Origin of the sequence: Edwardsiella sp. EA181011, assembly GCF_000800725.1 — a bacterium.
Classification (GTDB): Bacteria; Pseudomonadota; Gammaproteobacteria; order Enterobacterales; family Enterobacteriaceae; genus Edwardsiella; species Edwardsiella anguillarum.
In genome coordinates, this window is sequence record NZ_CP011364.1 from 2532389 (window position 1) to 2545922 (window position 13534).

14 protein-coding genes and 1 other annotated feature are annotated in these 13534 nt (G+C 59.6%); all 14 genes read left to right on the plus strand.

All coding sequences use genetic code 11. The features are described from left to right. Positions 1–256: 256 nt before the first annotated feature. The 14 genes from betT (at position 257) to QY76_RS11200 (ending at position 13533) form a co-directional block, all read left to right on the plus strand. Positions 257–2272 carry a choline BCCT transporter BetT gene (gene betT / locus QY76_RS11140; protein ID WP_034163361.1) on the plus strand — a complete coding sequence of 672 codons (2016 nt, stop codon included), beginning with the start codon at positions 257–259 and terminating at the stop codon, positions 2270–2272. 227 nt (positions 2273–2499) lie between these two features. After that, positions 2500–4428, plus strand: a complete 1929-nt coding sequence (gene thrS / locus QY76_RS11145; RefSeq protein ID WP_034163362.1) for a threonine--tRNA ligase — start codon at positions 2500–2502, stop codon at positions 4426–4428. Between the two features lie 3 nt (positions 4429–4431). Beyond that, complete coding sequence (infC, locus tag QY76_RS11150) at positions 4432–4974, plus strand: translation initiation factor IF-3 (protein ID WP_034163363.1); 543 nt, start codon at positions 4432–4434, stop codon at positions 4972–4974. 96 nt (positions 4975–5070) lie between these two features. Beyond that, positions 5071–5268 (plus strand): 50S ribosomal protein L35, encoded by a 198-nt coding sequence (rpmI, locus tag QY76_RS11155; RefSeq protein WP_005293643.1) that lies wholly within the window; start codon positions 5071–5073, stop codon positions 5266–5268. A gap of 43 nt (positions 5269–5311) precedes the next feature. Continuing rightward, positions 5312–5668: a 50S ribosomal protein L20 gene (gene rplT, locus QY76_RS11160; RefSeq protein WP_015461533.1), complete on the plus strand. Its 357-nt coding sequence runs from the start codon at positions 5312–5314 to the stop codon at positions 5666–5668. 157 nt (positions 5669–5825) lie between these two features. Then, positions 5826–5951: a sequence feature (Phe leader region), on the plus strand. Continuing rightward, positions 5831–5875 carry a pheST operon leader peptide PheM gene (gene pheM, locus QY76_RS18760; RefSeq protein ID WP_106120997.1) on the plus strand — a complete coding sequence of 15 codons (45 nt, stop codon included), beginning with the start codon at positions 5831–5833 and terminating at the stop codon, positions 5873–5875. It overlaps the preceding feature by 45 nt. Positions 5952–6060: 109 nt before the next feature. Further along, positions 6061–7044, plus strand: a complete 984-nt coding sequence (gene pheS / locus QY76_RS11165) for a phenylalanine--tRNA ligase subunit alpha (protein ID WP_034163364.1) — start codon at positions 6061–6063, stop codon at positions 7042–7044. Positions 7045–7058: 14 nt separating this feature from the next. Further along, positions 7059–9446, plus strand: a complete 2388-nt coding sequence (gene pheT, locus QY76_RS11170; protein ID WP_045427914.1) for a phenylalanine--tRNA ligase subunit beta — start codon at positions 7059–7061, stop codon at positions 9444–9446. Between the two features lie 4 nt (positions 9447–9450). After that, on the plus strand, positions 9451–9747 hold the full coding sequence (ihfA, locus tag QY76_RS11175) for an integration host factor subunit alpha (RefSeq protein ID WP_005285818.1): 297 nt from the start codon (positions 9451–9453) through the stop codon (positions 9745–9747). Positions 9748–9837: 90 nt separating this feature from the next. Continuing rightward, positions 9838–10041, plus strand: coding sequence for a protein DsrB (gene dsrB, locus QY76_RS11180; RefSeq protein WP_034163366.1), 204 nt, complete (start codon positions 9838–9840; stop codon positions 10039–10041). Beyond that, positions 10022–11056, plus strand: coding sequence for a vitamin B12 ABC transporter permease BtuC (gene btuC / locus QY76_RS11185; RefSeq protein WP_034163367.1), 1035 nt, complete (start codon positions 10022–10024; stop codon positions 11054–11056). The genes dsrB and btuC overlap by 20 nt, the downstream gene beginning before the upstream one ends. Next, a complete protein-coding gene (gene btuD / locus QY76_RS11190; protein WP_081854135.1) occupies positions 11046–11813 on the plus strand; it encodes a vitamin B12 ABC transporter ATP-binding protein BtuD in 768 nt (255 codons plus the stop codon). The genes btuC and btuD overlap by 11 nt, the downstream gene beginning before the upstream one ends. Before the next feature lie 143 nt (positions 11814–11956). Next, positions 11957–12445, plus strand: a complete 489-nt coding sequence (locus tag QY76_RS11195) for a C40 family peptidase (protein ID WP_045427908.1) — start codon at positions 11957–11959, stop codon at positions 12443–12445. A 74-nt stretch (positions 12446–12519) separates the two neighbouring features. Next, positions 12520–13533: a lipoate--protein ligase gene (locus tag QY76_RS11200; RefSeq protein ID WP_045427905.1), complete on the plus strand. Its 1014-nt coding sequence runs from the start codon at positions 12520–12522 to the stop codon at positions 13531–13533. The last annotated feature ends 1 nt before the right edge of the window (position 13534 follow it).

Consider the following 13534-nt stretch of genomic DNA (forward strand, 5'->3'; position numbering starts at 1 on the left):
ATTATCGCCGTAAAATAGGCCGCCGCGAAGCCGATGATAAAGGGACGCCGCGCCGTGATAGCGCGCTTTTTTTGCGCCATCATTTCTGTAAAATTAGCTGTATTCATTGAAATCAACCATGTTTTTCCTTATGATCTTGCCGTTCTTCTTCCATCGTCCTCTCTTTTTTTGCTGCGGGCGTTCATTTTAACCGGGTAATTTTCACATTAAGGATGAGTAAATTGCACGCATTATAAACTCAACGTGAGGGTATAACATGAGTCATAATGGCACGAATATAGATAAGCAACATCGAACGATTAACCCCCCCGTATTTATTATTTCAGCCGTCCTTATTATTGCGCTTGTGCTGTTTGCCGGGATGTTACCGCAGCAGGCGGATCGCTGGTTTCAGTCCATACAACAAGGGATATTTGCCAACGCCAGTTGGTTTTATATTTTAGCCGTCGCATTAATTCTGTTAAGCGTGACCTACTTAGGATTTTCACGCTATGGATGCATTAAGCTTGGGCCGGATCATGCCGAGCCGGAGTTTAGCTATTTTTCCTGGTTTGCCATGCTGTTTTCCGCTGGCATGGGGATCGGTCTGATGTTTTTTGGGGTGGCGGAGCCCGCCATGCATTACCTGTCGCCGCCGCAGGGCAGCGCCGAGACGATCGCCGCGGCCAAGCAGGCGATGACGCTGACCTTTTTTCACTGGGGGCTGCACGCCTGGGCTATCTACGCCATCGTCGGCCTGATCCTGGCGTTCTTTAGCTATCGCCATGGGCTGCCGCTGACCCTGCGCTCTGCGCTGTACCCGCTGATCGGCGAGCGCATCTATGGCCCTGCGGGCCACGCGGTCGATATTTTTGCCGTCATCGGTACCGTCTTGGGGGTGGCCACCTCGCTGGGCTACGGCGTGCTGCAGGTGAACGCCGGGCTTAATCATCTCTTTGGCCTGCCCATTTCCGCCGGCGTGCAGGTGGCGCTGATCGTGGGGATCACGACGCTGGCGACGCTGTCGGTGGTCTCCGGGTTGGATCGCGGTATCCGTATGCTGTCGGAGCTGAACCTGGGGCTGGCGGTGCTGTTGATGATCCTGGTCGCTGCGCTGGGACCGACGGTGCTGCTGCTCAAATCCTTTGTTGAGAACACCGGCGGCTATCTGTCGCAGATTATTAGCAAGACCTTCAATCTTTATGCCTATGAGCCGAAATCGAGCGATTGGCTAGGAGGCTGGACGCTGCTCTACTGGGGCTGGTGGCTCTCTTGGTCGCCTTTTGTCGGCATGTTTATCGCCCGCGTGTCGCGCGGCAGAACCATCCGGGAGTTTGTGACCGGCGTGCTGCTGGTCCCCGCCGGTTTTACCCTGCTGTGGATGACGGTGTTTGGCAACAGCGCCATTGAGCTGATCGCCCACCGCGGCGCCGCCGATCTGGCGCGAACGGTGCAGACGGATGTCTCGCTGGCGCTGTTTAACTTCCTGGAGCACTTTCCGTTTCCGACCGCGCTGTCGTTTATCGCCATGGTGATGGTGGTGGTGTTTTTTGTCACCTCGGCCGACTCCGGGGCGATGGTGGTGGACACTCTGGCCTCCGGTGGCGTCAAACATACGCCGCTGTGGCAGCGTGTCTTTTGGGCTGCGCTGATGGGGGTGGTGGCGATCGTCCTGCTGCTGGCCGGAGGGCTGCGCGCGCTGCAGACCGTCACTATCGCCAGCGCGCTGCCGTTTGCGCTGATCCTGCTGCTGGCGATCTATGGTTTGCTCAAGGCGCTGCGGGTCGACATCTATAAAAAGGAGAGTCAGCAGATGACCACCATTGCGCCGCCGGCCAGCCGTAACCCGATCCCCTGGCAGCGCCGCCTGCGCAATATCGTCTATTATCCCAAGCGCTCGCAGGTGCGTCGCTTTATTGCCGAGGTGATCCGTCCGGCGATGCTGATGGTGCAGGAGGAGCTGGGGCGGCAGGGCAAGTCGGCCAGCCTGACGGAGGAGGCGGACGATCGCCTTAGCCTGCGGGTCGACTTTGGCGATGATATGGACTTTTGCTACGGCGTGCGGCCGCGTACCTATCGCAAGCCGGCCTTCGCCATGGCCGGGCTGGATGAAGAGGAGAGCCCGCGCGAGGATGAGGCCTACTATCGCGCCGAGGTATATCTGAAAGAGGGTGGCCAGGATTACGATCTGATGGGCTGGACCCAGGAGCAGGTGCTGCACGATATTCTGGATCAGTATGAAAAGCACATTCACTTTTTGCACCTGATACGCGGCGAGCGCGTGCCGGAGTAGGGCAATCCCTTCCGCGGCCGGGATTGCGGTTGGCAATTGCGGCCGCAGGGGGGTAATATTGCCCGGTGCGGTGTTAGTCCGCTGTGCTATCCGCAGAGTTGTTGATGGTGCAGCGTACGCGTCTTGCTAAGTAGAGCAGGAACGCACCGACAATCCTTGAAACTCAACAAAACTTTTTTCTATATGTGACCTGTCGTGTGGGTCACCACTGTAGATAAGGAATTCAAATGCCTGTTATTACGCTTCCTGACGGCAGTCAGCGTCATTTCGACCATCCCGTATCTGTCATGGACATCGCCCGCGATATCGGCCCGGGTCTGGCAAAAGCCTGTATCGCCGGCCGCGTCAACGGTGAGCTGGTCGACGCCTGCGATTTAATCGATGCCGACGCAACGGTCGCCATCATTACCGCCAAGGATCAGGAAGGGGTAGACATTCTGCGTCACTCCTGCGCCCATCTGCTGGGGCATGCCATTAAGCAGCTGTGGCCACAAACCAAAATGGCCATCGGCCCGGTGATCGACAACGGCTTCTATTATGACGTCGATTTGGATCACACGCTGACCCAGGAAGATCTCGATCGCCTGGATAAGCGTATGCATGAGCTGGCGGAAAAAGACTACGACGTCATCAAGAAAAAAGTCAGCTGGCAAGAGGCGCGTGACGCTTTTGTCGCGCGCGATGAGCCGTACAAAGTGGCGATCCTCGACGAGAACATCAGCCGCGACGATCGTCCCGGCCTGTACCATCATGAAGAGTATGTCGACATGTGCCGCGGTCCGCACGTGCCGAACATGCGCTTCTGCCACCACTTTAAGCTGCAGAAGTCCTCCGGCGCCTACTGGCGCGGCGACAGCGATAACAAGATGCTGCAGCGCATCTATGGTACCGCCTGGGCAGACAAGAAGCAGCTGAACGCCTACCTGCAGCGCCTGGAAGAGGCGGCCAAGCGTGACCACCGCAAGATCGGTAAACAGCTCGACCTGTATCATATGCAGGAAGAGGCGCCGGGCATGGTGTTCTGGCACAACGACGGCTGGACCATCTTCCGCGAGCTGGAAGCGTTTGTGCGCATGAAGCTGAAAGAGTACCAGTACCAGGAAGTGAAGGGTCCGTTCATGATGGACCGCGTGCTGTGGGAGAAGACCGGCCACTGGGAAAACTACAAGGATGCGATGTTCACCACCTCATCAGAGAACCGTGAATACTGCATCAAGCCGATGAACTGCCCGGGTCACGTACAGATCTTCAACCAGGGGCTGAAGTCCTACCGCGATCTGCCGCTGCGCATGGCCGAGTTTGGCAGCTGTCACCGCAACGAGCCGTCGGGCTCCCTGCACGGCCTGATGCGCGTCCGCGGCTTTACCCAGGACGATGCGCACATTTTCTGTACCGAAGAGCAGATCCGCGACGAGGTCAACAGCTGCATTAAGATGGTGTACGACATGTACAGCACCTTCGGCTTTGAAAAAATCGTAGTGAAGCTGTCTACCCGTCCGGAGAAGCGCATCGGCAGCGATGAGATCTGGGATCGCGCGGAAGAGGACCTGGCCGCGGCGCTGCAGGAGAACGGGATTCCGTTTGAATATCAGCCGGGTGAGGGGGCCTTCTACGGGCCGAAGATCGAGTTTACCCTGCATGATTGCTTGGATCGCGCCTGGCAGTGTGGTACCGTGCAGCTCGACTTCTCTCTTCCGGGTCGCTTGAGCGCCTCTTACGTTGGCGAAAACAACGAACGCGTGGTGCCGGTGATGATCCACCGCGCTATCCTGGGCTCCATGGAGCGCTTTATCGGTATTCTGACCGAAGAGTTTGCCGGCTTCTTCCCAACCTGGCTGGCGCCGGTACAGGCTGTAGTGATGAATATAACCGATTCTCAGGCTGAATATGTCGAAGAATTGAGCAAAAAACTGCAGGCCGCCGGTATTCGCGCAAAATCAGACTTGAGAAACGAGAAGATTGGCTTTAAAATTCGCGAACATACTTTACGTCGCGTCCCCTATATGCTGGTTTGCGGTGACAAAGAAGTCGAAGCCGGCAAAGTGGCAGTGCGTACGCGCCGCGGTAAAGACCTGGGCGTAATGAGCATTGACGACGTAATCGAGAAGCTGCAGCAAGAGATTCGCAGCCGTAGTCTTCATCAGTTGGAGGAATAAGGTATTAAAGGCGGAAAACGAGTTCAAACGGCGCGTCCTAATCGTATTAACGGGGAAATTCGCGCCCAAGAGGTTCGCTTGACAGGTGTGGATGGCGAGCAGATTGGTATTGTCAGTCTGAGAGAAGCTCTTGAGAAGGCCGAGGAAGCTGGCGTCGACCTGGTCGAAATCAGCCCCAACGCTGAACCGCCGGTTTGTCGTATCATGGATTACGGCAAATTCCTCTATGAGAAGAGTAAGGCTAGCAAAGAGCAGAAGAAAAAACAGAAAGTTGTCCAGATCAAGGAAATCAAATTCCGTCCTGGCACAGATGATGGCGACTACCAGGTAAAACTCCGCAGCCTGGTTCGCTTTCTGGAAGATGGCGATAAAGCCAAGATCACGCTGCGTTTTCGCGGTCGTGAGATGGCGCACCAACAGATCGGTATTGAAGTGCTTAACCGCGTCAAGAACGATCTGAGTGAACTGGCAGTGGTCGAGTCCTTCCCGTCGAAGATCGAAGGCCGCCAGATGATCATGGTGCTCGCTCCCAAGAAGAAACAGTAAGGCTATCAAGTAAGGGTTCTGCGGTTCGGTTTTCCGACCGTAGAACCGTTCGCCTCACTGATTCGTTGTAATTAACAATGCGAAGTGGAAATCGAAATGCCTAAGATTAAAACTGTGCGTGGCGCGGCCAAGCGCTTTAAGAAAACCGCCGGTGGTGGTTTCAAGCGTAAACATGCTAACCTGCGTCATATTCTGACCAAAAAATCTACCAAGCGTAAGCGTCACCTGCGTCCGAAGTCTCAGGTCTCCAAAGGCGATCTGGGTCTGGTTGTAGCGTGCCTGCCGTACGCATAAGTAATTTTTTTTGAATCAAGAATAAGACTTTAGGAGAGAGCATATGGCTCGCGTAAAACGTGGTGTGATTGCACGTGCACGTCACAAGAAAGTATTGAAGCAGGCGAAAGGTTACTACGGTGCCCGTTCGCGCGTATATCGTGTTGCCTTCCAGGCAGTGATCAAAGCAGGCCAGTATGCTTACCGTGACCGTCGTCAGCGTAAGCGTCAGTTCCGTCAGCTGTGGATCGCACGTATCAACGCTGCTGCCCGTCAGAACGGCATTTCTTACAGCCGTTTCATCAATGGCCTGAAAAAGGCTTCTGTTGAAATCGACCGTAAGATCCTGGCCGACATCGCTGTATTCGACAAAGTGGCGTTCACCGCCCTGGTTGAAAAAGCGAAAGCGGCTCTGGCGTAAGTCAGATGAAAGAGGGAGCTTGCTCCCTCTTTTGCTTTTGAGCCTGGAGCATTGTTCGTCAGAACTGCGCAGGGCTAGCGATAATTTATTGACATTCTCCGCGCTGGATCTTTCAATAGACAGAGATTTCAATACGTTCTGAATGTTCAAGGTAACGCAAGCATGAACGCTGCTATTTTCCGTTTCTTTTTTTACTTTAGCGCCTGATCGTCAGGAGGCTTTGCGCATAAGAAAAGAAACGGAAAATAGCGCCAAAAGCCTCCCTCGTGGAGGCTTTTTTTTTATTATCGCCGCGCGTTGCGCGGCGTGCGAAGCGGCGCGCCGTAGTACGATGAGCCGTCATCGCTCAACATCGACCATCGGGCCATACTGGCCGGAAGAAGAGGAAAGTCATGTCACATCTCGCCGAGTTGGTTGCCCAGGCGAAGGCAGCCGTAGAGAGTGCCCAGGACGTCGCCGCGCTGGATAGCGTACGCGTCGAGTTTCTGGGTAAGAAGGGTCATTTAACGCTGCAGATGACGTCACTGCGCGATTTGCCGGCAGAAGAGCGTCCGGCGGCCGGGGCGGTCATCAACCAGGCCAAGCAGGAGGTTCAGGAGACCCTGAACGCCCGTAAGGCGGCGCTGGAGTCGGCGGCGCTGAATGCCCGCCTTGCGCAGGAGACCATCGATGTCTCCCTGCCGGGCCGGCGGATGGAAAACGGTGGCCTGCACCCGGTTACGCGCACCATCGAACGCATTGAATCCTTCTTCTCCGAGCTGGGCTTTGCCGTTGCCACCGGGCCGGAGATCGAGGACGACTACCATAACTTTGACGCGCTGAATATTCCGGCTCATCACCCGGCGCGCGCCGACCACGATACCTTCTGGTTCGATGCGACCCGTCTGCTGCGCACCCAGACCTCCGGTGTACAGATCCGTACCATGCAGCAGCAGGAGCCGCCGATCCGCATCATCGCGCCGGGGCGCGTCTACCGCAACGACTACGACCAGACCCATACCCCGATGTTCCATCAGATGGAAGGGCTGATCGTGGATAAAGATATCAGCTTTACCAATCTGAAGGGGACGCTGCACGACTTCCTGCGCAACTTCTTTGAGCAGGATCTGCAGATCCGTTTCCGTCCCTCCTACTTTCCGTTCACCGAACCCTCTGCCGAGGTGGATGTGATGGGGAAAAACGGCAAGTGGCTGGAGGTGCTGGGCTGCGGCATGGTACACCCCAGCGTACTGCGCAACGTCGGCATCGATCCGCAGGTCTACTCCGGCTTTGCCTTTGGGATGGGCATGGAGCGACTGACGATGCTGCGTTACGGTGTCACCGACTTGCGCGCATTTTTCGAAAACGATCTGCGTTTCCTCAAACAGTTCAAATAAGGCAGGATTAACACATGAAATTCAGTGAGCTTTGGTTGCGCGAGTGGGTAAACCCTGCCATCAGCAGCGATGCATTGTCCGAACAAATCACCATGGCCGGCCTGGAAGTGGACGGCGTAGAGCCGGTTGCCGGCGTGTTCCACGGCGTGGTGGTCGGTGAGGTGGTCGAATGCCATCAACACCCTAATGCCGATAAGCTGCGGGTCACCAAGGTCAACGTCGGCGGTGAGCGCCTACTGGACATCGTCTGCGGCGCGTCGAACTGCCGTCAGGGGCTGCGCGTGGCCGTGGCCACCATTGGCGCCGTTCTGCCGGGTGACTTCAAAATCAAAGCGGCTAAGCTGCGCGGCGAGCCCTCCGAAGGGATGCTGTGCTCTTTCTCCGAGCTGGGCATCTGTGAGGATCACAGCGGCATCATCGAATTGGCGCAGGATGCGCCGATCGGCTGCGATCTGCGGGAATATCTGCAGCTGGATGACCACGCGATCGAAATCAGCGTGACCCCTAACCGCGCCGACTGCCTCGGTATTCTGGGCGTTGCCCGCGATGTCGCGGTGCTTAATCGCCTGCCGCTGAATCTGCCGCAGACGGTGCCGGTAGCGGTCAGCATCGATGACCGTTTCCCGATCGCCGTTGAGGCGCCGGAAGCCTGTCCGCGCTACCTTGGCCGCGTGGTGCGCGGCATCGACGTAACGGCGAAGACGCCGCTGTGGATGAGCGAAAAGCTGCGTCGCTGCGGCATTCGCTCCATCGATCCGGTGGTGGACGTGACCAACTACGTCCTGATGGAGCTGGGGCAGCCGATGCACGCCTTCGATCTCAACCGTCTACAGGGCGGTATCGTGGTGCGCATGGCCCGTGAAGGGGAGACCCTGACGCTGCTGGACAGCAGTCAGGCGACGCTGAGCGGCGATACGCTGGTCATTGCCGACCATCAGCAGGCGCTGGCGCTGGGCGGCATTTTCGGCGGCGAGCACTCCGGCGTTAACGCGGAAACCCGCGACGTGCTGCTGGAGTGCGCCTATTTTAACCCGCTGGCGATTACCGGCCGCGCCCGTCGCTATGGGCTGCACACCGACGCATCGCACCGCTATGAGCGCGGCGTCGATCCGCAGCTGCAGCTGCGTGCCATGGAACGTGCTACCGAGCTGCTGCTGGCGCTGTGCGGCGGCCAGGCCGGCCCGGTCATCGATGTGACCAACGATGCCTATCTGCCGCAGCCGGCCAGCATCGTGCTGCAGCGCAGCAAACTGGATCGTCTGATCGGCCATCATATCGATGACGCGCAGGTGCTGGATATTCTGCAGCGTCTAGGCTGCCAGGTCACGGCCGTGGACGGCGGCTGGCAGGCTGTCGCGCCGAGCTGGCGTTTTGATATGGCCATCGAAGAGGATCTGATCGAAGAGGTGGCGCGTGTCTACGGTTACAACAACATTCCGGATGTGCCGCTACGCGCCGATCTGGTGATGACCGCGCACCGTGAGGCGAATCTGCCCCTGAAGCGGGTCAAGACCCTGCTGGTCGATCGCGGCTATCAGGAAGCCATCACCTACAGCTTTGTCGATCCTAAAGTTCAGGCGCTGCTGCACCCGCAGCAGACGCCGCTGATCCTGCCGAACCCGATCTCCGCCGATATGTCCGCCATGCGCCTGTCGCTGTGGACCGGTCTGCTGGGCGCCGTGGTATATAACCAGAACCGCCAGCAGCCACGGGTGCGTCTGTTTGAAAGCGGCCTGCGCTTTGTCCCAGACGAGGGGGCGAACCTGGGGATCCGCCAGGACGTGATGCTGGCCGGGGTGATCGCCGGTCACCGCGACGAAGAGCACTGGGGCATCGAGCGCCAGGCCGTCGATTTCTACGATCTGAAAGGCGACCTGGAGGCGGTGCTGGAGCTGACCGGTAAACTGGACGCGGTGCAGTTCCGCGCCGAAGCCCACGATGCCTTGCATCCGGGGCAGAGCGCCGCGCTGTATCTGCACGGCGAGCGCATCGGTTTCATTGGCGTGGTGCATCCGGAGCTGGAGCGTAAGCTGGATCTCAACGGCCGTACCGTGGTGTTCGAGGTGTGCTGGAGTGCCCTGGCAGAGCGCCTGATCCCGCAGGCGCGCGAGATCTCCCGCTACCCCGCGAACCGCCGTGATATCGCGGTTGTGGTGGCTGAAAATGTGCCTGCGGAAGATGTTTTGGCCGAATGTAAGAAAGTTGGCGCAAATCAGGTAGTTGGCGTAAACTTATTTGACGTGTATTGTGGTAAGGGTGTTGCCGAGGGTTATAAGAGCCTCGCGATCAGTCTGGTGTTGCAAGACACCACGCGTACACTGGAAGAAGAGGAAATTGCCGCTACCGTCGCAAAATGCGTAGAGGCGTTAAAACAGCGATTCCAAGCATCCTTGAGGGATTGAATCTATGGCGCTTACAAAAGCTGAAATGTCTGAACACCTGTTTGAAAAGCTTGGGCTGAGCAAACGGGACGCCAAAGACCTCGTCGAGCTGTTTTTCGAAGAGATACGCCGCGCGCTGGAAAATGGCGAGCAGGTCAAGCTGTCCGGTTTCGGCAACTTTGATCTGCGCGACAAGAACCAGAGGCCGGGGCGCAACCCGAAAACCGGGGAAGATATCCCGATTACGGCGCGCCGTGTTGTGACATTCCGTCCGGGACAGAAGTTAAAGAGCCGGGTCGAGAACGCGACACCCAAGGATTAATCAGGCAAACAGGACAAAAGGCCGCCTTTAGGTGGCCTTTTTCTTGTGCTGTTCAGCGCTTTTGCGGGCGAAAGAGTGAGGCATTACGTTATGCAGGTAAACGAGCGGGTCAGTGTTAAAACGGACGGCGGTCCCCGCCGTATCGGGCGCATTCTGGCGCTGGAGACCTTCAGCGAAGGTACCATGTATTTGGTCGCCCTGGATGACTATCCCCAGGGCATCTGGTTTTTCAATGAGGCCGGCTGCGCGCAGGGTATCTTCGTTGAGCCGTACGATGACGCCGCGTCAGTCTGAGGCGGCGTCCGCCTTCAGCGAGCTGCTCCAGCGTCAGCGGCGACGCGATCGGCGGCGCTTGGCGCTGCTGGCGCTGCTGCTGCTGGCGGCGCTGGTGCTGGGGCTGAGCGCCGGGGAGGTCTGGCTGTGGCCTACGCAGTGGTTTACCCCCGACGGGCAGCTGTTTGTCGGGCAGCTGCGTCTGCCGCGGATGCTGGCGGTGATGGCGGTCGGCGCGGCGCTGGCGGTCAGCGGGGCCGTAATGCAGGCGCTGTTTGACAACACCCTGGCCGAGCCGGGGCTGCTGGGGGTCTCTAACGGCGCCGGCGTGGCCCTGGTGATCGCGGTGCTGCTGGGGCAGAGCCTGATGCCGATGTGGCTGCTCAGCGCGCTGGCCATCGTCGGCGCGCTGACGATCACGCTGCTACTGCTGCTGTTTTCCCGCCGGGGGCGGGTAAACAACGCCCGGCTGCTGCTGATCGGCGTCGCGCTGGGGATCGCCTGCAGCGCCGCCATGACCTGGGCGGTCTACTTTAGCAGCAGCCTGGATCTGCGCCAGCTGCTCTACTGGCTGATGGGCGGCTTCAGCGGCGTCGACTGGCGTCAAGGGTGGCTGACGGCCGCGCTGCTGCCGGTGCTGCTGTGGCTGCTCACGCGCGGTGATATTCTGAATCTGATGGCGCTGGGGGAGCTCCCCGCCCGTCAGTTGGGGCTGGGCATGACCCACTGGCGTAGCCTGCTGGTACTGGCTATCGGCTGGCTGGTCGGGGTGAGCGTCGCGCTGGCCGGCGTGATCGGCTTTGTCGGCCTGGTGGTGCCCCATATGCTGCGCCTGTGGGGCATCACCCAGCACAGAATGCTACTGCCGGGCTGCGCACTGGCGGGCGCCTCGATGCTGCTGCTGGCGGACGTCGTAGCGCGGATCGCGCTGTTTTCTGCCGAGTTGCCGATCGGGGTGGTGACCTCATCGCTGGGGGCGCCGCTGTTTATCTGGATGCTGCTGCGCCGATCTGCGGGAGGCCTCGATGGACGATAGTATGCTGCGCATCGTCGGGCTGACGGTGCCGGGACGGTTGGGCGCCGTTGATGCCCGCATCGTCCGCGGGGCGCTGGTGCACCTGATCGGCCCCAACGGCGCGGGGAAAAGTTCGCTGTTGCTACGGCTGGCCGGTTTAGTGAGCGGAGAGGGCGAGGTATGGCTGGCGGGGCAGTCGCTGCTGCGCCAGTCACCCGCGGCACAGGCGCGGCGGCGCGCCTGCCTGGTACAGCAGCAGATGCCGCATGCCCTGATGCCGGTATTTGCCTACCTGGCGCTGCACGCGCCGCGTCACGCCGACGCCGCGGCGCTGGACAACGTGCTGGCGTCGCTTAGCGGGCGCCTGAGCCTCGGCGATAAGCTGAGCCGTCCGCTGAGCCATTTGTCCGGCGGCGAGTGGCAGCGGGTGCGGCTGGCGGCGGTGCTGCTGCAGATCTGGCCGACCCTAAACCCAGAGGGGCGCCTGCTGCTGCTGGATGAGCCGATGAGCAGCCTGGATATTCGCCAGCAGGCCGCGTTGGACAGTCTGCTGGGCGAGCTGTGCGCGGCCGGGATCACGGTGATCGCCAGCGCGCACGATCTTAACCACACGTTGTACCACGCCGATACGGTGTGGATGCTCAGCCAGGGGCAGGTGGTGGCGCAGGGGGACGCGCGGGTGGTGATGCAGGTGGAGGCGCTGAGCAGGCTGTTTGAGGTGCCCTTTCGCCGCATTCGCGGCGGCGATCGCGACTGGCTCTATTATCAAAATGGTTAAAAAAAACTTGACCTTGACGCGCATTTTGCCGTTATGTGTTGACGAGGCCGCGCGCAACGCCGCGCGGCAAATAACGCTAACTCATGGGGGTTGCCCGCGCGGCTCTGTAAAGAGAGTCCGGGTATGATAGGGGCATAGGGAAGATGAGACGATTGACATCCGTATACCGCTATTGCGCATGGTGTACCGTCGCACTGATTCTGGCGGGATGTAGCAGCAAGCACCGCACGCCGCCGCCATCCGGCCGCCTGGCCGACCCGATAGTGGTGGTCGCGCAGCTCAATGACCAGCTGCGGCAGTGGCACGGCGCGCCGTATCGCTACGGTGGGATGGAGCGCAGCGGTGTCGACTGCTCCGGCTTTGTGTACCGCACCTTCCGCGATCGCTTTGCAATTCAGCTGCCGCGGACGACGCAGGAGCAAACCGCGCTGGGAACCCGGGTGTCGCGGGACGATCTGTTGCCCGGCGATCTGGTGTTTTTCCGCACCGGGCGCGGCGATAACGGGCTGCACGTCGGCATCTATGATACCAATGACACGTTCATTCACGCGTCGACCTCGCAGGGGGTAACGCGATCGTCGCTGGGCAACGTCTACTGGCGCAATGTCTACTGGCAGGCCCGGCGACTATAGCCTCAGCGGCGGGCTCTTATCCGCGCGGCAGCGGTGCTATTATCATGGCTTTGGCTCAGGAAAAGGGCATAGTTATGACGCCGTTATCGTTTTTTATCTCCGATTCTCACGATCCCTGGTTCAACCTGGCTGTGGAGGAGTGCATCTTCCGCCAGATGGATCCCGCGCATCGGGTCTTATTCTTGTGGCGCAATGCCGATACGGTGGTGATTGGTCGCGCGCAGAACCCCTGGCGCGAGTGCAATACCCGGCGCATGGCGCAGGACGGCGTGAAGCTGGCCCGGCGCAGCAGCGGCGGCGGGGCGGTGTTCCACGATCTGGGCAACAGCTGTTTTACCTTTATGGCCGGTAAGCCAGGCTATGATAAGCAGGTCTCCACGGGCATTATCCTTGCCGCGCTGGCCGGGCTGGGTATTGATGCCCAGGCCAGTGGGCGCAACGATCTGGAGCTGGATACCCCGCAGGGAAGGCGCAAAATTTCCGGTTCGGCCTACCGCGAAACCCAGGATCGCGGTTTTCATCACGGAACCCTGCTGCTGAATGCCGATCTGGGCCGTCTGGCCGACTATCTGAACCCCGATCTGAAGAAGCTGCAGGCTAAGGGCATCGCCTCGGTGCGCGCGCGCGTTGCCAATCTGTCGGAGTGGGTCGCGGACATCGACCATGCGCGTCTGTGCGATGCCATCGGCGAGGCATTTTTTGCCCATTACGGGCAGCGGGTCGCGCCGCAGCATATCTCGCCGCAGCATCTCCCGGATCTGCCCGGCTTTGCACAGCAGTTTCAGCGCCAGAGCAGCTGGGCGTGGAACTATGGCCAGGCGCCCGACTTTAGCCATGTGATGGAGACGCGCTTTGACTGGGGCGGCGTGGAGCTGCACTGCGAGGTGACACGGGGGACGATCGTTCGCGCCCGTCTGTTCAGCGATGCGTTGACGCCGGCGCCGCTTGAGGCGCTGGCCGTCGCGCTGGCGGGCTGTTCCTATCAGGGGGAGGCGGTCGCCCAGCGGGCGTTGGCTCTGGGGAGTGAGGATGCGACAGGGACGATGATGCCACAGCTGGCGGCATGGCTGCGCCGCCAGCTGGCCTAGG